Source organism: Pseudomonas sp. FA117 (genome assembly GCF_057370475.1).
Genome location: NZ_CM170675.1, coordinates 4,048,880 through 4,066,971, shown reverse-complemented (window position 1 = coordinate 4,066,971; position 18,092 = coordinate 4,048,880). Strand labels below are relative to the sequence as shown.

The 18,092-nt window shown below is 65.3% G+C and carries 20 protein-coding genes; all 20 read left to right on the top strand.

What is annotated here, in order from left to right:
- The first annotated feature begins 11 nt into the window (after window positions 1–11).
- Window positions 12–1,229 (top strand): sensor histidine kinase, encoded by a 1,218-nt coding sequence (locus tag AC1TXO_RS18825; RefSeq protein ID WP_486403134.1) that lies wholly within the window; start codon window positions 12–14, stop codon window positions 1,227–1,229.
- On the top strand, window positions 1,226–2,599 hold the full coding sequence (locus AC1TXO_RS18820; RefSeq protein WP_486406864.1) for a sigma-54-dependent transcriptional regulator: 1,374 nt from the start codon (window positions 1,226–1,228) through the stop codon (window positions 2,597–2,599). Before AC1TXO_RS18825 ends, AC1TXO_RS18820 begins: the two co-directional genes overlap by 4 nt.
- A 106-nt stretch (window positions 2,600–2,705) precedes the next feature.
- A complete protein-coding gene (gene fliE, locus AC1TXO_RS18815) occupies window positions 2,706–3,038 on the top strand; it encodes a flagellar hook-basal body complex protein FliE (protein WP_375101102.1) in 333 nt (110 codons plus the stop codon).
- 14 nt (window positions 3,039–3,052) lie between these two features.
- Window positions 3,053–4,828, top strand: coding sequence for a flagellar basal-body MS-ring/collar protein FliF (fliF, locus tag AC1TXO_RS18810; protein WP_486403133.1), 1,776 nt, complete (start codon window positions 3,053–3,055; stop codon window positions 4,826–4,828).
- On the top strand, window positions 4,821–5,840 hold the full coding sequence (gene fliG / locus AC1TXO_RS18805) for a flagellar motor switch protein FliG (protein ID WP_054891882.1): 1,020 nt from the start codon (window positions 4,821–4,823) through the stop codon (window positions 5,838–5,840). The genes fliF and fliG overlap by 8 nt, the downstream gene beginning before the upstream one ends.
- Before the next feature lie 79 nt (window positions 5,841–5,919).
- A complete protein-coding gene (gene fliH, locus AC1TXO_RS18800; RefSeq protein WP_486403132.1) occupies window positions 5,920–6,678 on the top strand; it encodes a flagellar assembly protein FliH in 759 nt (252 codons plus the stop codon).
- Window positions 6,668–8,026: a flagellar protein export ATPase FliI gene (gene fliI / locus AC1TXO_RS18795; protein WP_486403131.1), complete on the top strand. Its 1,359-nt coding sequence runs from the start codon at window positions 6,668–6,670 to the stop codon at window positions 8,024–8,026. Before fliH ends, fliI begins: the two co-directional genes overlap by 11 nt.
- Before the next feature lie 6 nt (window positions 8,027–8,032).
- The gene (gene fliJ / locus AC1TXO_RS18790; RefSeq protein ID WP_486403130.1) at window positions 8,033–8,485 is read left to right on the top strand and encodes a flagellar export protein FliJ; all 453 of its coding nucleotides are present in this window, start codon (window positions 8,033–8,035) and stop codon (window positions 8,483–8,485) included.
- 144 nt (window positions 8,486–8,629) lie between these two features.
- Window positions 8,630–8,935 (top strand): STAS domain-containing protein, encoded by a 306-nt coding sequence (locus tag AC1TXO_RS18785; RefSeq protein WP_486403129.1) that lies wholly within the window; start codon window positions 8,630–8,632, stop codon window positions 8,933–8,935.
- 7 nt (window positions 8,936–8,942) lie between these two features.
- Complete coding sequence (locus tag AC1TXO_RS18780) at window positions 8,943–10,634, top strand: SpoIIE family protein phosphatase (RefSeq protein WP_486403128.1); 1,692 nt, start codon at window positions 8,943–8,945, stop codon at window positions 10,632–10,634.
- Window positions 10,635–10,684: 50 nt separating this feature from the next.
- A complete protein-coding gene (locus tag AC1TXO_RS18775) occupies window positions 10,685–11,032 on the top strand; it encodes an Hpt domain-containing protein (RefSeq protein WP_486403127.1) in 348 nt (115 codons plus the stop codon).
- Between the two features lie 72 nt (window positions 11,033–11,104).
- Window positions 11,105–12,487, top strand: a complete 1,383-nt coding sequence (locus tag AC1TXO_RS18770; RefSeq protein ID WP_486403126.1) for a flagellar hook-length control protein FliK — start codon at window positions 11,105–11,107, stop codon at window positions 12,485–12,487.
- A 139-nt stretch (window positions 12,488–12,626) separates the two neighbouring features.
- The gene (gene fliL, locus AC1TXO_RS18765; RefSeq protein ID WP_486403125.1) at window positions 12,627–13,124 is read left to right on the top strand and encodes a flagellar basal body-associated protein FliL; all 498 of its coding nucleotides are present in this window, start codon (window positions 12,627–12,629) and stop codon (window positions 13,122–13,124) included.
- Window positions 13,125–13,135: 11 nt separating this feature from the next.
- Window positions 13,136–14,104 (top strand): flagellar motor switch protein FliM, encoded by a 969-nt coding sequence (gene fliM / locus AC1TXO_RS18760; protein ID WP_486403124.1) that lies wholly within the window; start codon window positions 13,136–13,138, stop codon window positions 14,102–14,104.
- Window positions 14,105–14,149: 45 nt separating this feature from the next.
- Entirely contained in the window at window positions 14,150–14,617 is a 468-nt protein-coding gene (gene fliN / locus AC1TXO_RS18755; RefSeq protein WP_486403123.1) for a flagellar motor switch protein FliN, read from the top strand.
- 12 nt (window positions 14,618–14,629) lie between these two features.
- Window positions 14,630–15,067, top strand: coding sequence for a flagellar biosynthetic protein FliO (gene fliO / locus AC1TXO_RS18750; RefSeq protein WP_486406863.1), 438 nt, complete (start codon window positions 14,630–14,632; stop codon window positions 15,065–15,067).
- On the top strand, window positions 15,067–15,822 hold the full coding sequence (gene fliP, locus AC1TXO_RS18745; protein ID WP_486403122.1) for a flagellar type III secretion system pore protein FliP: 756 nt from the start codon (window positions 15,067–15,069) through the stop codon (window positions 15,820–15,822). The genes fliO and fliP overlap by 1 nt, the downstream gene beginning before the upstream one ends.
- A gap of 22 nt (window positions 15,823–15,844) precedes the next feature.
- A complete protein-coding gene (fliQ, locus tag AC1TXO_RS18740) occupies window positions 15,845–16,114 on the top strand; it encodes a flagellar biosynthesis protein FliQ (protein WP_054891869.1) in 270 nt (89 codons plus the stop codon).
- Window positions 16,115–16,121: 7 nt separating this feature from the next.
- On the top strand, window positions 16,122–16,898 hold the full coding sequence (gene fliR / locus AC1TXO_RS18735) for a flagellar biosynthetic protein FliR (protein ID WP_486403121.1): 777 nt from the start codon (window positions 16,122–16,124) through the stop codon (window positions 16,896–16,898).
- A 2-nt stretch (window positions 16,899–16,900) separates the two neighbouring features.
- Entirely contained in the window at window positions 16,901–18,043 is a 1,143-nt protein-coding gene (flhB, locus tag AC1TXO_RS18730; protein WP_426351576.1) for a flagellar biosynthesis protein FlhB, read from the top strand.
- Window positions 18,044–18,092: the final 49 nt, after the last annotated feature.

The following is an 18,092-nucleotide window of genomic DNA, read 5'->3' as shown; positions in this document are numbered from 1 at the left end:
GAGAGAGCACGATGCCCCAGGCCGCCCACATCTCCCGAACCCCAGACCCGCACGGGCGCACCCCGGTCGAACAGGAAAGTCGACAAGGGCTCGAGCAGGCGTTCGCGCTGTTCAACCAGGTGTCTTCGCAACTGAGCGAGTCCTACAACCTGCTCGAGGCGCGGGTCAGCGAGCTCAAGGGCGAGCTGGAGGTGGTCAGCGCGCAGCGCATGGCCGAGCTGGGCGAGAAGGAGCGCCTGGCCAATCGCCTGCAGCACCTGCTGGACCTGCTGCCTGGCGGGGTGATCGTCATCGATGGACAAGGGCTTGTGCGCGAAGCCAATCCGGCGGCCTGCGAGCTGCTTGGCGAGCCCCTGGTCGGCCAGCTCTGGCGCCAGGTCATCGCCCGCAGCTTCGCTCCGCGCGAGGATGACGGCCACGAGGTTTCGCTGCGTGACGGGCGGCGCCTGTCCATTGCCACGCGCTCGCTGGATGCCGAACCTGGCCAGCTGGTGCTGCTCAACGACCTCACGGAAACGCGTCGTCTGCAGGGGCAGCTGGCGCGCCACGAACGTCTGTCGTCATTGGGGCGCATGGTCGCCTCGCTGGCCCATCAGATTCGCACCCCGCTGTCGGCCGCCATGCTCTACGCCAGCCATCTGGCCGACGACCAGGGCGCCCTGGCCCTTGAGACGCGCCAGCGCTTTGCCGGCAGCCTCAAGGAGCGCCTGCACGAGCTGGAGCATCAGGTGCGCGACATGCTGGTGTTCGCCCGTGGCGAGCTGCCGCTGGGCGACCGGGTGACCCCCAAGGCGCTGTTCCAGGCCCTGCAGCAGGCAGCACAGGCGCATGTCCAGGGGCATTCGGTGCGCTGGCAGTGCGATACCCATCTTGGCGAGTTGCTGTGCAACCGCGACACCCTGGTCGGAGCCTTGCTCAACCTGATCGAGAACGCGCTGCAGGCCAGCCCTGAACCTGCGCGCCTGAAAGTGCACCTGTTCCGCCGCGGGCAGAGCCTGCACCTGTGCGTCAGTGATGCCGGCAGCGGGATCGACGCACTGCTGCTGGCGCGCCTGGGCGAGCCGTTCCTGACCACCAAGGCCACCGGCACCGGCCTGGGCCTGGCGGTGGTCAAGGCGGTGGTCAAGGCTCACCAGGGCAGCCTGGCGTTGCGCTCGAAGGTCGGGCGCGGCACATGCGTGCAGGTGGTGCTGCCGCTGATCGGCGGGCAATCGGCGGAGGTGGTGTGATGGTCAAGGTGCTGCTGGTCGAGGACGACCGTGTCCTGCGCCAGGCGCTGGGCGATACCCTGGAGATCGGTGGCTTCGACTACCGCGCCGTGGGCAGCGCCGAGGAAGCGCTGGAGGCCGTGGCCGAGGATGCCTACGGGCTGGTGGTCAGCGATGTGAACATGCCCGGTATGGATGGCCATCAGTTGCTGGCCCGGTTGCGTCGCCATCATCCGCAGTTGCCCGTGCTGCTGATGACCGCCCACGCTGCGGTCGAGCGCGCCGTCGAGGCGATGCGCCAGGGCGCTGCCGACTACCTGGTCAAGCCATTCGAGCCCAAGGCCCTGTTGAGCCTGGTCGAGCGCCACGCCACAGGGCATCTGGACGCCGAGGAAGAGGGGCCGGTGGCCTGCGAGCCGGCCAGCAGGCAGTTGCTCGAACTGGCTGCCCGTGTGGCGCGCAGCGATTCCACGGTGCTGATCTCGGGTGAGTCGGGAACCGGCAAGGAAGTGCTGGCACGCTACATCCACCAGCAATCGGGGCGTGCAGCGCAGCCCTTCGTCGCAATCAACTGTGCGGCGATCCCGGACAACATGCTCGAGGCCACCCTGTTCGGCCACGAGAAGGGTGCCTTTACCGGTGCCATCGCAGCCCAGGCGGGCAAGTTCGAGCAGGCCGAAGGCGGCACCTTGCTGCTCGACGAGATTTCCGAAATGCCGCTCGGCCTGCAGGCCAAGCTGCTGCGAGTGCTGCAGGAGCGTGAAGTGGAGCGGGTCGGTGGGCGCAAGCCGATCGCTCTGGATATCCGCGTGCTGGCCACCACCAACCGTGACCTGGCGGGCGAGGTAGCTGCAGGTCGTTTCCGCGAGGACCTGTACTACCGCCTCTCGGTGTTCCCGCTGGCGTGGCGCCCGCTGCGCGAGCGCAGCGGCGATATCCTGCCGCTGGCCGAGCGCCTGCTGGCCAAGCATGTCGGCAAGATGAAGCACGCGCCGGTACGCCTGTCGGCAGAGGCGCGCGCGTGCCTGCAGGCGCACGCCTGGCCGGGCAACGTGCGCGAGCTGGACAACGCACTGCAGCGGGCGCTGATCCTGCAGCAGGGGGGCGTGGTCGAGGCGGCGGATTTCTGTCTGGCAGGCGCCATTCCGTTGTCACCTGCGAGCAGTGCCATCATTGAGCCATCATGCGCTGAATCGGCTTCCGAGTCCAGTGGCCTGGGTGACGACATGCGCCGTCATGAATTCCAGATGATCATCGACACCCTGCGCGCCGAGCGCGGGCGACGCAAGGAGGCGGCCGAGCGACTGGGCATCAGTCCGCGCACGCTGCGCTACAAGCTGGCGCAGATGCGTGATGCGGGGATGGACGTTGAGGCCAGCCTGTACGGCTGACGGCCTTTGTCGAGGGTGCTGCACGAAGGCTGGCACCTTTGTTGCTTTATCCGTCCTACCCGCTGCATCAGTGTCAAAAAAATGCGGCCGCCGGAGAGAGAAGGTCATGAGCCAAGGTGTTGAATTCAATCGTCTGATGTTGGACATGCGCGCGATGCAGGCCGATGCCATGTCGCTGCCCAAGGTCACGGCTGCGCCTGAGCTCGCGCCGGGCCAGAGCAGCTTTGCCGACATGCTCGGCCAGGCCATCAACAAGGTCAGCGATACCCAGCAGGCTTCCAGCCAGTTGGCCAACGCCTTCGAGATCGGCAAGAGCGGCGTCGACCTCACCGACGTGATGATCGCCTCGCAGAAGGCCAGCGTGTCGTTCCAGGCCCTGACCCAGGTGCGCAACAAACTGGTCCAGGCGTACCAGGACATCATGCAGATGCCGGTTTGAGGACGAATTGAGTCATGGCCGAAGCAGTCGTCGATAACGCCCCCGCCAAGAGTGGCCCGCCCGTGGCCAAGCCGCCGCTGTTCGGCATGGCGTTCCTGGAAAACATCTCGCAGATGCCCATGCTGCGTCAGGTCGGCCTGCTGGTCGGGTTGGCCGCCAGCGTGGCCATCGGCTTCGCCGTGGTGCTCTGGTCGCAGCAGCCCGACTACCGTCCGCTGTACGGCAGCCTGGCCGGCATGGACACCAAGCAGGTCATGGAAACCCTGGCCGCTGCCGACATTCCCTACACCGTCGAGCCCAACTCCGGTGCGCTGCTGGTCAAGGCCGACGATCTCTCCCGTGCGCGCATGAAACTGGCCGCCGCCGGTGTGGCGCCGAGCGACGGCAACATCGGTTTCGAGATCCTCGACAAGGACCAGGGCCTGGGTACCAGCCAGTTCATGGAGGCGACCCGTTATCGCCGTGGTCTGGAAGGTGAGCTGGCGCGGACCATCTCCAGCCTCAACAACATCAAGGCTGCCCGTGTGCACCTGGCGATTCCGAAGAGCTCGGTGTTCGTGCGCGACGAGCGCCGCCCGAGCGCTTCGGTGCTGGTCGAGATGTTCCCGGGCCGCAACCTCGAAGCCGGCCAGGTGATGGCCATCGTCAATCTGGTCGCGACCAGCGTGCCGGAACTGGACAAGTCGCAGGTCACCGTGGTCGACCAGAAGGGCAACCTGCTCTCCGACCAGTTGCAGGACACCTCGCTGACCATGGCCGGCAAGCAGTTCGACTACACCCGCCGCATGGAAGGCCTGCTCACCCAGCGTGTGCACAATATCCTGCAGCCGGTGCTGGGCAACGACCGCTACAAGGCCGAGGTCTCCGCCGACGTCGACTTCAATGCCGTCGAGTCCACCTCCGAGCAGTTCAACCCCGATCAGCCGGCGCTGCGCAGCGAGCAGTCGGTGAACGAGCAGCGCGCCAGCAGCCAGGGCCCGCAGGGCGTCCCCGGTGCCCTGAGCAACCAGCCACCGGCCGGCGCCGCCGCACCTGAGAACGCCGCCGGTACTGGCACCCCGGCGGGTGCCATTGCGCCCGGCCAGCCGCTGGTCGATGCCAACGGCCAGCAGATCATGGACCCGGCCACCGGCCAGCCGATGCTCGCGCCGTATCCTTCGGACAAGCGTCAGCAGAGCACCAAGAACTTCGAACTGGACCGCTCCATCAGCCACACCCGTCAGCAGCAGGGTCGCCTGACCCGCCTGTCGGTGGCGGTGGTGGTCGACGATCAGGTCAAGGTCGACGCCAATGGCGAGACCACCCGCGCGCCGTGGGGGGCCGAGGACCTGTCGCGCTTCACCCGCCTGGTGCAGGACGCGGTCGGCTTCGACGCCAGCCGTGGCGACAGCGTGACGGTGATGAACGTGCCGTTCTCCGCCGACCGTGGTGAAGTCCTGGCCGACATCCCGTTCTACTCGCAGCCCTGGTTCTGGGACATCATCAAGCAGGTGCTGGGTGTGGTGTTCATCCTGGTGCTGGTGTTCGGCGTGCTGCGCCCGGTGCTCAACAACATCACCGGTGGCGGCAAGAGCGCGGCCAGCGACAGCGACATGGAACTGGGCGGCATGATCGGCATGGACGGCGAGCTCGGCAACGACCGCGTCAGCCTCGGTGGGCCGAGCAGTATCCTGCTGCCAAGCCCGAGCGAAGGCTACGAGGCGCAACTGAACGCAATCAAGGGCCTTGTGGCCGAAGATCCGGGCCGTGTCGCCCAGGTCGTGAAAGAGTGGATCAACGCCGATGAGTGACAACCGAGCCGTTACCGCCAAGCTGAGCCGCGTCGACAAGGCGGCGATTCTTCTGCTGTCCCTGGGCGAGACCGACGCGGCCCAGGTACTGCGCCACATGGGGCCCAAGGAAGTGCAGCGGGTCGGCGTGGCCATGGCGCAGATGGGCAACGTGCACCGCGAGCAGGTCGAGCAGGTGATGAGCGAGTTCGTCGAGATCGTCGGCGACCAGACCAGCCTGGGCGTCGGCTCCGACGGCTACATCCGCAAGATGCTCAACCAGGCCCTGGGCGAAGACAAGGCCAACGGCCTGATCGACCGCATCCTGCTCGGTGGCAACACCAGCGGCCTGGACAGCCTCAAGTGGATGGAGCCGCGTGCCGTGGCCGATGTCATTCGCTACGAGCACCCGCAGATCCAGGCCATCGTGGTGGCCTACCTCGATCCGGACCAGGCCGGTGAAGTGCTGAGCAATTTCGACCACAAGGTGCGCCTGGACATCGTCCTGCGCGTGTCTTCGCTGAACACCGTGCAGCCCGCAGCGCTCAAGGAACTCAACCAGATCCTCGAGAAGCAGTTCTCCGGCAACTCCAATGCCGCGCGCACCACCCTGGGCGGCATCAAGCGTGCTGCCGACATCATGAACTTCCTCGACAGCTCGGTCGAAGGCCAGCTGATGGACGCGATCCGAGACATCGACAGCGACCTGTCCGAGCAGATCGAAGACCTGATGTTCGTCTTCAACAACCTGGCCGACGTCGACGACCGCGGTATCCAGGCGCTGCTGCGCGAGGTGTCCTCGGACGTGCTGGTGGTGTCGCTCAAGGGCGCGGACGAGAAGGTCAAGGACAAGATCTTCAAGAACATGTCCAAGCGTGCCTCGGAACTGCTGCGCGACGACCTGGAGGCCAAGGGGCCTGTGCGGGTCAGCGACGTGGAAACGGCGCAGAAGGAAATCCTCACCATTGCCCGACGCATGGCCGAGGCCGGCGAGATCGTGCTCGGTGGCAAGGGTGCAGAGGAAATGATCTAAGCGATTTCGCGCACCGTGCTGACTGGCGCTGACCCTGTGGACGCGCGTTGGCTGAACATGGTTTCGAGAACATGACCGCATGTCCACCAAAGAACATCCCAGCGACCTGATCCGCGCCCGTGACCTCGAGGGTGTCGATGTGTGGGCGCTGCCCAGCTTCGACCCGGAACCGGAGCCGCAACCCGAGCCGGAACCCGAGGTGGTCGAGGAAGTCGAGGAAGTGCCGCTGGAGGAAGTCCAGCCGCTGACCCTCGAAGAGCTCGAGGCGATCCGCCAGGAAGCCTACAACGAAGGCTTCGCCACCGGTGAGCGCGAGGGTTTCCACAGCACCCAGCTCAAGGTGCGCCAGGAAGCCGAAGAGGCGCTGACGGCCAAGCTGGCAAGCCTGGAGCAACTGATGGCGAACCTGCTCGAGCCCATCGCCGAGCAGGACACCCAGATCGAGAAGTCCCTCGTGCACCTGGTCGCCCATGTCGCGCGCCAGGTGATCGGCCGCGAGTTGCGCAGCGACTCCAGCCAGATCACCCATGTGCTGCGCGAGGCCCTGAAGCTGCTGCCCATGGGCGCCGACAACATCCGCATCCACCTCAACCCGCAGGATTTCGAGCTGGCCAAGGCCCTGCGCGAGCGCCATGAGGAGAGCTGGAAGCTGCTCGAGGACGAGTCGCTGCTACCCGGTGGCTGCCGCATCGAGACCGCCCACAGCCGTATCGACGCGACCATGGAAACGCGTATGGAGAAGGCCGTGGCGCAGCTGTTCGAGCAGTCCCACGATCAATCCCTGCACCCGGCGGCGCCGGACCTGTCCGTCGATCTGGATACCCCCGATGCGCCTTGAACGCACCAGCTTTGCCAGGCGCCTGGGCGGTTACGCCGAGGCCGTGAAGCTGCCCGAGCAGCCGGTGGTCGAGGGGCGCCTGCTGCGCATGGTCGGCCTGACCCTCGAGGCTGAAGGTCTGCGTGGCGCCGTGGGCAGCCGCTGCATGGTGATCAACGACGACAGCTATCACCCGGTGCAGGTCGAGGCCGAGGTGATGGGCTTTGCTGGTAGCAAGGTGTTCCTCATGCCGGTCGGCAGCATTGCCGGCATCGCGCCAGGCGCACGGGTGGTGCCGCTGGATGACAGCGGCCGCCTGCCGATGGGCATGAGCATGCTCGGGCGGGTGCTCGATGGCGCCGGCCGTGCCCTCGACGGCAAGGGCGGGATGAAGGCCGAGGACTGGGTGCCGCTGGATGGCCCGGTGATCAACCCGCTCAACCGTGATCCGATCAGTCAGCCCCTGGATGTCGGCATCCGCAGCATCAACGGCCTGTTGACCGTCGGCCGCGGCCAGCGCCTGGGCCTGTTCGCCGGTACCGGTGTCGGCAAGTCGGTGCTGCTGGGCATGATGACCCGCTTCACCAAGGCCGACATCATCGTGGTCGGGCTGATCGGTGAGCGGGGTCGCGAGGTGAAGGAATTCATCGAGCACATCCTTGGCGAGGAAGGCCTCAAGCGCTCGGTGGTGGTTGCCTCGCCAGCCGACGATGCACCGCTGATGCGTCTGCGCGCAGCCATGTATTGCACGCGTATCGCCGAGTATTTCCGCGACAAGGGCAAGAATGTCCTGTTGTTGATGGATTCACTGACCCGTTTTGCCCAGGCGCAGCGGGAAATCGCCCTGGCCATTGGCGAGCCACCGGCCACTCGCGGCTATCCGCCTTCGGTGTTCGCCAAGCTGCCCAAGCTGGTCGAGCGCGCCGGTAACGGCGAGGCCGGGGGTGGCTCGATCACGGCGTTCTACACCGTGCTCTCCGAGGGCGACGACCAGCAGGACCCTATAGCCGACTCGGCGCGAGGCGTGCTGGATGGCCACTTCGTGTTGTCCCGGCGCCTGGCCGAGGAAGGCCACTATCCGGCGATCGATATCGAAGCCTCGATCAGCCGGGTCATGCCGCAGGTGGTGGACGCCGATCATCTGCGCCAGGCGCAGAAGTTCAAGCAGTTGTGGTCGCGCCTGTCGCAGAGTCGCGACCTGATCAGCGTCGGCGCCTACGTTGCCGGCGGCGACCCGGAAACCGACCTGGCCATTGCCTTGCAGTCCAAACTGGTGGCCTTCCTGCGCCAGGGGCTGGACGAGAGCGTCGGCATGCCCGAGAGCCGCGAGCAGCTCGGCGCGGTGTTCGCACCGCCGGCGGGCGGCTGATAGCTCATGGCCCTGCCCAGTCGTGCCGCGCGCCTGTCGCCGGTGGTGGAGATGGCCGAGGAAGCCGAGCGCAAGGCGGTCCAGCGCATGGGGCACTTCCAGCAACTGGTGGCCCAGGCCCAGGCCAAGCTCGCCGAGCTTGAGCGTTTTCGCGAAGACTACCAACTGCAGTGGATCAATCGCGGCAGTCAGGGTGTGGGCGGCAGTTGGCTGGTGAACTACCAGCGCTTCCTCGGCCAGCTTGAAACGGCCATGACCCAGCAGCGCCAGAGCCTGACCTGGCATCAGAACAACCTCAGGAACGCCCGTGATGCCTGGCAGCAGGCCTATGCCCGGGTCGAGGGGCTGCGCAAGCTGGTGCAGCGCTACCTGGACGAGGCGCGTCGGGCCGAGGACAAGCGCGAGCAGAAACTGCTCGACGAGCTGTCGCAGCGATTGCCCCGCCAGCAGCATTTCTAGGTCTTCAAACACTTGCAGTTGCGGCCTTGCATCGCGCCCGATCGCGACACAAGGTCGCTCCTGCACAAGCCGCTGCGCTTGCGGCCCGGCCGGGCGACTGCTACACCTTCCTGAGTCGTAGCCATCATCGAAGGAATCGCACGCATGGCAGTCGAATCTGATTTTTCACCGGACGAAAAGCAGCTGACGATCAAGGTCAAGGGCCGTTTCGATTTCGGCAAGCATCAGGAATTTCGTGACGCCTACGAGCTCCAGAGCCCGCCGCCCGCCTCGGTGGTGGTGGATCTGAAGGAAGCCACGTACCTCGACAGCTCAGCGCTGGGCATGCTGCTGCTGTTACGTGATCACGCCGGTGGTGAGCGCTCGGATATCAAAGTGATCAATACCAGCTCCGACGTGCGCAAGATTCTCGCCATTTCCAACTTCGAAAAATTGTTCGACGTCAGTTGAGGCTCCCATGCCCGTCGAACAGGGGTTGAGGGTGCTGATCGCCGAGGACGGTGCGGCAGATCGCTTGCTGCTCGCGCAGATCGTCCGGCGCCAGGGGCACGCGGTAGTCACCGCCGAGAACGGCGAGCAGGCCGTGGCCCTGTTTGCCGAGCATTCGCCGGACCTGGTGTTGCTCGATGCCCTGATGCCGGTGATGGACGGCTTCGAGGCTGCGCGACGGATCAAGGCAATGGCTGGTGAAGCGCTGGTACCGATCATCTTCCTGACTTCGCTGAACGAAGAGCAGGGGTTGGTGCGCTGCCTGGAGGCGGGCGGCGACGACTTCATGGCCAAACCCTACAGTGCGGTGATCCTGGCCGCCAAGATCCGCGCCATGGATCGCCTGCGACGCTTGCAGGCCACGGTGCTGGAACAACGTGACGAACTTGCCCGGCATCACCATCACCTGCTCAACGAGCAGCGCGTGGCCAAGGCGGTGTTCGACAAGGTTGCTCATTCCGGGTGCTTGCGCAGCAGCAATATCCGCTACCTGCAATCGCCTTACGCGCTGTTTAACGGCGATCTGCTGCTGGCGGCTTTCACCCCGTCGGGCGACATGCATGTGCTGCTCGGGGATTTCACAGGTCACGGATTGCCCGCAGCGGTGGGTGCCATGCCCCTGGCTGAAGTGTTCTATGGCATGACCGCCAAGGGCTACGGCCTGGTGGAGACGCTGCGCGAGATGAACGCCAAGCTCAAGCGCATCCTGCCGGTGGACATGTTCTGCTGCGCGCTGCTGCTGAACCTGAGCTTCGAGCGCGGCACGGTTGAGGTGTGGAATGGCGGGATGCCGGATGGCTACCGGCTGTCGGCAACCGGCGAGGTGCTGTCGGTGCTGGCGTCGCGTCACCTGCCGTTGGGGATCCTCGAGCCCGAACGGTTCGACGACGGCACCGAGATACTGCCGCTGGCCACCGGGGAGCGGTTGTTCCTGCTCTCCGACGGGGTGGTCGACACTGGCGATGCGCAGGAGCGCCTGTTCGGTGTGGAGCGCCTGCGCCAGGTGCTGGAGGCCAACCGCGAGCCGCAGCAGCTGTTCGACGAAGTGATGCAGGCATTGGCGCATTTCGGTGGCGTACCGCGCGACGATATCAGCCTGTGCGATATCCGCATGGCCGAACCGGGCGGCCTGGCGCCGCTGGTGCCGGTGTATTCCGACAGCGGTCAGTCGAGCCCGCTGGACTGGTCGCTGTCGCTGGTGCTGCATGCCGAAAGCCTGAAACGCTTCAACCCGGTGCCCTACCTGCTGCAGTTCCTCCAGGAGATCCATGGCCTGCGTCCCAGCAGCGGGGTGTTGCACAGTGTGTTGGGCGAGCTGTACTCCAACGCCCTGGAGCATGGCGTGCTGCGCCTGGATTCGCGGCTCAAGCAGGACGCCGAAGGCTTTGCCGAGTACTACCATGAACGCGCCCAGCGCCTCGCGCGTTTGCACGAAGGCTTCGTGCGTATCGAGCTGAAGGTGGAACCCATTGCCGCTGGAGGGCGTCTGACAGTGGAAATCAGTGACAGTGGCACGGGTTTTGATATCGAAAAGGTGTTGCGACGTCCTGCGTCGGAAAAAGGCTTCAGCGGCCGCGGTCTGCATTTGGTAAGGCGCTTGGGTGTTCGCGCCGAATGGCTGGATGGAGGTCGGCGGGCGCGCGTGGAATTCGGCTGGTGAGAGGTCCCTGAGGATTGAGGCATGATCAGGCTTGATCAAGGAGTGAACAAGTGACACACGAGCATATCGACCATAAGGTCCTCAGCGACCTGCAGGAGGTCATGGAGGAGGGTTACCGGCAGTTGCTGGAAACCTTTCTGGAAGACTCCGAGCGTCGCCTCGCCCAGTTGCACGAGGCCAAGGATGCGCACGAGCTGAGCATGGCAGCGCACAGTTTCAAGGGCAGTAGCAGCAACATGGGGGCCATCGGCCTGGCCAGCCTGTGCCAGCAGCTCGAGGACCGCGTGCGGCAACAGCCGCTGTATGGCATCGAAGACCTGATCAACCGCATCGACCAGGAGTTCGCCGAGGTCCAGCGCTTCTATCGCGGCGAGCGCGAGCGGGTTTCTGCAGGCTGAGGGCAAAGCTGGCGCGACTTTTGCCTGTCTACACCCAGAGATCATTTCGGTTCACTGGCGTGGAGAGTTTCAATGCCTGTCGCATCCAACCCCCTGTTGCAAGCCGGCCTCGCCAACGCGACCTCGCGGGCGCCTGCACCTGCGGCGGACAAAAGCCCGCAAGCGCCGGGCAATCAGGGCAGCGGCTTCGATCAGTTGATGGCCAGGCAGCAGCGCGACACCACGCCGTGGCGCAACGACAAGGCTTCCCAGCCGGCGCCGAAGGATAAGCCCGACTACAGCAGCAGCGGCAAGACCGGCAACGACAAATCCTCGGCGGTTGCCGCCAATGGCAAGAATTTGCCAGGCGCCAGCAACAAGGCCACTGACAAGAGCAGCCCGGGCAGCGACAGCACCCAGCAGGCGGGCGACACTGCGCAACAGCCCGGCGACAGCACTCAGGCCAGCGATTCGAGTTCGCTGGATGCCAATCTGGTGGCGGGGCAGGTGACCGACGCCCAGGCCGGCGCGCAACTGATCCAGGCCCAGGCCGAAGCCGTCGCGCCGGTGCTGCAGGCTGCGGTCCAGCAACCGGCGGCGCAACCTGTGCCTGAACAACCGGCGCCCCCGGTCGCCGAGCAGGCCGACAGCGATTTCGACCCCGAGGCCGATGCCTTGGCGAACATGCCCACCCTGCGCCTGGCCCTGGAGCAGAGTGCCCAGGCCAAGGGAACGACCTCCACTCACGCCTCCGCGCCGGGCGACAAGACCCAGGCCCAGGACGACAGTGCCCAGGCCAACGTCAATACCTTGGCGAACCTGGCCATCAAGCCCGAGGGTGAGTCCGAGCGCGGGCAGTCGCAGCCTGGCGAGAAAGGTTTCTCCGAATTGCTCGCCAATGGCCTGAAGGACGCCAGGCATGCCGACAGCGACACCCGTGTGGACGACTTCGCCAACCGCCTGGCCAACCTCACCCAGGCCGTTACCGCCAAGACCGCCCATGCCGTGCCGCCGACCAATCCGCTGCACCAGCCGCTGGCGATGAACCAGGGCGCCTGGACCGAAGGGCTGGTCAACCGCGTCATGTACCTGTCGAGCCAGAACCTCAAGTCGGCCGATATCCAGCTCGAGCCGGCCGAACTCGGGCGCCTTGACATCCGCGTCAATGTCGCGTCCGACCAGGCCACCCAGGTCACCTTCATCAGCGGCCATGCCGGCGTGCGTGATGCGCTGGACAGCCAGCTCTACCGCCTGCGCGAGCTGTTCGCCCAGCAGGGGTTGGCGCAGCCTGACGTCAATGTCGCCGACCAGTCGCGCCAGCAACAGCAGCAGGCCCAGCAGGGCGGCTCGAACCTGTCGGGTGTCGCCGCACGTCGGGCCGGGGAGGGCAGTGATGACGGTGAGCTGGCCGATGCCTCGCGGCCGCTCGAGCAGCAGGTGGTGATCGGCGACAGTGCGGTGGACTACTACGCCTGACAATCCATGAGCGGCGCCCGCAACGACACCGGCGTACCTGAAAAAAATGTGCTCAAGCCCGCCTGGGCAAATCTGGCATAACACTTGCTCAAGCCACGTCATCCTTTCTTGAAACCGCGATGGACGACGGATTATTGGCATGGCGAAGAGCGACGCAGTCAAAGACCCCGCCACTAAAGGCAAACTGAAGCTGATCCTGCTGCTGGTCCTGGCCTTGCTGCTGGCCGTGGGCCTGTCGGTGGGCGCCACCTGGTTCATCATGCACAAGAGCGAGCCGGCGCCGGCCGCCGACCCTGCTGCTGCCAACGTCAAGCAGGCGGCGATCTACGAGCCCCTGGCTCCGGCCTTCGTGGTCAACTTCAACCAGAACGGTCGCCAGCGCTACATGCAGGTGAGCATTACCCTGCAAGGCCGCAACCAGGCCGATCTCGATGCGCTGAAAGTGCACATGCCGGTGATCCGCAACAACCTGGTGATGATGTTCTCCGGGCAGGGCTTCGACACCCTGGCCAGCAGCGCCGTGGGTCAGGAAATGCTGCGCCAGAAGGCCACCGCCGTGGTCCAGGAAGTGGCGCAGAAGGAAGTCGGCAAGCCGGTCATCGACCAGTTGCTGTTCACCAATTTCGTATTGCAGTAGGAGCACACTAGATGGCCGTGCAGGACCTGCTGTCCCAGGATGAGATCGATGCCCTGCTGCATGGGGTCGATGATGGGCTGGTACAGACCGAGAGCGCTGCCGAACCCGGTGGCGTCAAGAGCTACGACCTGACCAGCCAGGACCGGATCGTCCGCGGTCGCATGCCGACCCTGGAAATGATCAACGAGCGCTTCGCACGCTACACCCGCATCAGCATGTTCAACCTGTTGCGGCGCTCCGCCGATGTGGCGGTGGGCGGCGTGCAGGTGATGAAGTTCGGCGAGTACGTGCATTCGCTGTACGTCCCCACCAGCCTCAACCTGGTCAAGATCAAGCCGCTGCGCGGCACCTCGCTGTTCATCCTCGACGCCAAGCTGGTGTTCAAGCTGGTGGACAACTTCTTCGGCGGCGACGGCCGTCACGCCAAGATCGAAGGCCGCGAGTTCACCCCGACCGAGCTGCGCGTGGTGCGCATGGTCCTGGACCAGTGCTTCGTCGACCTCAAGGAAGCCTGGCAGGCGATCATGCCGGTGAACTTCGAGTACATGAACTCCGAGGTCAACCCGGCCATGGCCAACATCGTCGGCCCCAGCGAGGCGGTGGTGGTCTCGACCTTCCACATCGAGCTCGATGGCGGTGGCGGCGACCTGCACGTGACCATGCCGTATTCGATGATCGAGCCGGTGCGCGAGATGCTCGATGCCGGTTTCCAGTCGGACCTGGACGACCAGGACGAACGCTGGGTCAAGGCCCTGCGCGAGGACGTGCTGGACGTCAGCGTGCCGTTGTCGGCCACCGTTGCCCGCCGCCAGCTCAAGCTGCGCGACATCCTGCACATGCAGCCCGGTGACGTGATTCCGGTGGAACTGCCCGAACACCTGGTACTGCGCGCCAATGGCGTGCCGTCGTTCAAGGCGCGGCTGGGTTCGCACAAGGGCACCCTGTCGCTGCAGATCATCGACCCGATCGATCGCCGCTGACGGCGGGTCGGTCGCACCACGAATTGAAAGCCTGTCGAGGACTTTATGGCTAACGAAAACGAGATTACCTCCCCGGAGGAACAGGCCCTGGCCGATGAGTGGGCAGCTGCCCTGGAAGAGACCGGTGATGCGGGTCAGGCCGATATCGACGCGCTGCTGGCAGCCGATGCCGGTCGCTCGCCAGGCGCCGGTCGCCTGCCGATGGAGGAGTTCGCCAGCTCGCCGCGCCCCAGCGAGAACGTCAGCCTCGAAGGCCCGAACCTGGACGTGATCCTGGACATCCCGGTGAGCATCTCGATGGAGGTGGGCGCCACGGAAATCAGCATCCGCAACCTGCTGCAACTGAACCAGGGTTCGGTGATCGAGCTCGACCGCCTGGCCGGCGAACCGCTGGATGTGCTGGTCAACGGCACGCTGATCGCCCATGGCGAAGTGGTGGTGGTCAACGAGAAGTTCGGCATTCGCCTGACCGACGTGATCAGCCCCAGCGAACGCATCAAGAAGCTGCGCTGAGTGAAGGGCATGATGCGGGGCGTGGCCGCCCTGGTCGCACTGCTTGCCAGCGAGGCAGTGATCGCCGCCGCCGAGCCTGCACCGGCCGCCGCCAGTGCGGCGCCGGGCGGCCTGGGCGGGCAGCTGGCGCAGATGGTCTTCGGGCTGCTGGTGGTGGTGGGCGCGATCTTCCTGCTGGCCTGGCTGCTGCGTCGCCTGCAGGTGGCGCAGCCGCGCGGCGGCCAGGTGATCGAAATCGTCGGCAGCAAGGCGCTGGGCCCGCGCGATCGGCTGTTGCTGGTTCAGGTCGGCAAGGAGCAGATCCTTATCGGCCACAGCCCGGGCAGCATCGAAGCGCTGCACGTCATGGCCGAACCGGTGGAGGTGCCTGCCGGCGCGCGCCAGGCGGCACCGGAATTCGCCCAGCGGCTGCTCGAGCTGATGGGCAAGGACCAGAAGGACAAGAAGTGATGAGCGGCGCATTGCGCTTGATGCTGACCGTGGCGCTGCTGCTGGCCGCGCCCCTGGCCCTGGCTGCCGATCCGTTGTCGATCCCGGCCATCACCCTGTCCAATGGGCCGAACGGCCAGCAGGAGTATTCGGTCAGCCTGCAGATCCTGCTGATCATGACGGCGCTGAGCTTCATCCCGGCGTTCGTCATCCTGATGACCAGCTTCACCCGCATCATCATCGTCTTCTCCATCCTGCGCCAGGCCCTGGGCCTGCAGCAGACCCCATCGAACCAGCTGCTCACCGGCATGGCGCTGTTCCTGACCATGTTCATCATGGCGCCGGTATTCGACCGGGTGAACCGCGATGCGCTGCAGCCCTACCTGAACGAGCAGATGACTGCCCAGCAGGCCATCGACAAGGCCCAGGGGCCGCTGAAGGACTTCATGCTGGCGCAGACCCGGCAGAGCGACCTGGACCTGTTCATGCGCCTGTCCAAGCGCACCGACATCGCCGGCCCCGACCAGGTGCCGCTGACCATCCTGGTGCCGGCCTTCGTCACCTCGGAGCTCAAGACCGCGTTCCAGATCGGCTTCATGATCTTCATCCCGTTCCTGATCATCGACATGGTGGTCGCCAGCGTGCTGATGGCGATGGGCATGATGATGCTGTCGCCGCTGATCATCTCGTTGCCGTTCAAGATCATGCTGTTCGTGCTGGTCGATGGCTGGGCGCTGATCATGGGTACCCTGGCCGGCAGTTTCGGCGGCGTCTGAGGCCGTTCGAGGAGAGTGTTCCATGACCCCTGAAGTTGCTGTCGACCTGTTTCGCGATGCGCTTTGGCTGACGGCTCTGATGGTTGCCGTGCTGGTGGTGCCGAGCCTGCTGGTCGGCCTGCTGGTGGCGATCTTCCAGGCCGCCACGCAGATCAACGAACAGACCTTGAGCTTCCTGCCGCGCCTGCTGGTGATGCTGATCACCCTGATCGTCGTCGGGCCCTGGCTGGTGCAGAAGTTCATGGAATACATGACCGGCCTGTACAGCGGCATTCCGCAGTTGATCGGATGATGAGCCCATGCTCGAGCTGAGCGCCGCACAGATCGGCACCTGGGTCGCGACCTTCATCCTGCCGCTGTTCCGTGTGGCGGCAGTGCTGATGACCATGCCGGTGTTCGGCACGCGGATGCTGCCGGCGCGCATTCGCCTGTACGTGGCGGTGGCGATCACCGTGGTGATCGTGCCCGGCCTGCCGCCCTTGCCGGAGTTCGAGCCGTTGAGCCTGCGCGGGGTGCTGTTGTGCGCCGAGCAGATCATCGTTGGCGCGCTGTTCGGGTTCTCGTTGCAGATGCTGTTCCAGGCCTTCGTCGTGGCCGGGCAGATCGTCGCGATCCAGCTGGGCATGGCCATGGCCTCGATGGTCGACCCGGCCAACGGCGTCAACGTGGCGGTGGTCGGGCAGTTCCTGACCATGCTGGTGAGCGTGCTGTTCCTGTTGATGAACGGCCATCTGGTGGTGATCGAGGTGCTGACCGAGAGTTTCACTACCTTGCCGGTGGGCAATGCCCTGGTGGTTGCGCACTTCTGGGAGATCGCCGGGCGCCTGGGTTGGGTGCTGGGTGCCGGGCTGGTGCTGATCCTGCCGGTGATCGCTGCGCTGCTGGTGATCAACATCGCCTTCGGCGTGATGACCCGCGCGGCGCCGCAGCTGAACATCTTCTCCATCGGTTTTCCGCTGACCCTGGTGCTGGGCCTTGCCATCTTCTGGGTCGGTCTTGCCGACATCCTGTCGCACTACCAGCAACTGGCCAGCGAGGCCCTGCAGTGGCTGCGTGAACTGGCGCGGGCGGGCTGAGCATGGCCGAGAGCGAGAGCGGTCAGGACAAGACAGAGGAACCCACCGAGAAGCGCAAGCGCGACGCACGGGAAAAGGGCGATATCGCCCGCTCCAAGGAGCTGAACACCTTTGCCGTGACCCTGGGTGGCGCCGGCGCCTTGCTGGCCTTTGGTGGGCACCTTGCCGAAACCCTCATGACGCTGATGCGTGTCAACTTCACCCTGTCGCGTGAAGTGATCGTCGACGAGCGGGCCATGGGCGCCTTCCTCATGGCTTCGGGGAAGATGGCGATCTGGGCCACGCAGCCGGTGCTGGTGCTGTTGTTCGTGGTGTCGTTCGTCGCCCCGATCGCGCTCGGCGGCTTCCTGTTCTCCGGCTCGCTGCTGCAGCCCAAGTTCAGCCGCATGAACCCGCTGTCGGGGATCAAGCGCATGTTCTCGCTGAACTCGCTGACCGAACTGCTCAAGGCGGTGGCCAAGTTCTTCCTGGTGCTGGTGGTGGCGCTGGTGGTACTGGCCAACGACCGCGAGGCGCTGATGGCCATCGCCAAGGAGCCGCTCGAGCAGGCGATCATCCACAGTGTGCAGGTGGTGGGCTGGAGTGCGCTGTGGATGGCGGCCGGGCTGTTGCTGATCGCCATCGTCGACGTGCCGTTCCAGCTCTGGCAGACGCACAAGAAGCTGAAGATGACCAAGCAGGAAGTGCGCGACGAATACAAGGATACCGAGGGCAAGCCGGAGGTCAAACAGCGCATCCGCCAGCTGCAGCGCGAGGCATCCCAGCGCCGGATGATGGCGGCGGTGCCCGAGGCCGATGTGATCATCACCAACCCGACGCACTACGCCGTGGCGCTCAAGTACGATCCGGAGAAGGGCGGCGCAGCGCCGTTGCTGCTGGCCAAGGGCACGGATTTCCTGGCGCTGAAGATCCGTGAGATCGGCCAGGAGCACAAGGTGCAGATCCTCGAGTCGCCGGCACTGGCGCGGGCGATCTACTACTCCACCGAGCTCGAGCACGAGATCCCGGCCGGGCTGTACCTGGCGGTAGCGCAGGTGCTGGCGTACGTGTTCCAGATCCGTCAGTACCGTTCGGGCAAGGGTAAGCCGCCGGAGCCGCTGAAGAAGGATCTGCCGATTCCGCCGGACTTGCAGCGCGACAGTTGATCTTTGAGGAGGGTGGCCGGCCCTTTCGCGGGTAAACCCGCTCCCACAA

Coding starts and splice junctions, on each gene's coding strand:
- fliF (WP_486403133.1), top strand. CDS start 3,053: ATGGCCGAAGCAGTCGTCGATAACGCCCCCGCCAAGAGTGGCCCGCCC.
- fliI (WP_486403131.1), top strand. CDS start 6,668: ATGCGCCTTGAACGCACCAGCTTTGCCAGGCGCCTGGGCGGTTACGCC.
- AC1TXO_RS18825 (WP_486403134.1), top strand. CDS start 12: ATGCCCCAGGCCGCCCACATCTCCCGAACCCCAGACCCGCACGGGCGC.
- fliH (WP_486403132.1), top strand. CDS start 5,920: ATGTCCACCAAAGAACATCCCAGCGACCTGATCCGCGCCCGTGACCTC.
- fliO (WP_486406863.1), top strand. CDS start 14,630: ATGCGGGGCGTGGCCGCCCTGGTCGCACTGCTTGCCAGCGAGGCAGTG.
- fliG (WP_054891882.1), top strand. CDS start 4,821: ATGAGTGACAACCGAGCCGTTACCGCCAAGCTGAGCCGCGTCGACAAG.
- AC1TXO_RS18780 (WP_486403128.1), top strand. CDS start 8,943: ATGCCCGTCGAACAGGGGTTGAGGGTGCTGATCGCCGAGGACGGTGCG.
- fliM (WP_486403124.1), top strand. CDS start 13,136: ATGGCCGTGCAGGACCTGCTGTCCCAGGATGAGATCGATGCCCTGCTG.
- flhB (WP_426351576.1), top strand. CDS start 16,901: ATGGCCGAGAGCGAGAGCGGTCAGGACAAGACAGAGGAACCCACCGAG.
- AC1TXO_RS18785 (WP_486403129.1), top strand. CDS start 8,630: ATGGCAGTCGAATCTGATTTTTCACCGGACGAAAAGCAGCTGACGATC.
- fliJ (WP_486403130.1), top strand. CDS start 8,033: ATGGCCCTGCCCAGTCGTGCCGCGCGCCTGTCGCCGGTGGTGGAGATG.
- fliP (WP_486403122.1), top strand. CDS start 15,067: ATGAGCGGCGCATTGCGCTTGATGCTGACCGTGGCGCTGCTGCTGGCC.
- AC1TXO_RS18770 (WP_486403126.1), top strand. CDS start 11,105: ATGCCTGTCGCATCCAACCCCCTGTTGCAAGCCGGCCTCGCCAACGCG.
- fliR (WP_486403121.1), top strand. CDS start 16,122: ATGCTCGAGCTGAGCGCCGCACAGATCGGCACCTGGGTCGCGACCTTC.
- fliQ (WP_054891869.1), top strand. CDS start 15,845: ATGACCCCTGAAGTTGCTGTCGACCTGTTTCGCGATGCGCTTTGGCTG.
- fliE (WP_375101102.1), top strand. CDS start 2,706: ATGAGCCAAGGTGTTGAATTCAATCGTCTGATGTTGGACATGCGCGCG.
- fliN (WP_486403123.1), top strand. CDS start 14,150: ATGGCTAACGAAAACGAGATTACCTCCCCGGAGGAACAGGCCCTGGCC.
- fliL (WP_486403125.1), top strand. CDS start 12,627: ATGGCGAAGAGCGACGCAGTCAAAGACCCCGCCACTAAAGGCAAACTG.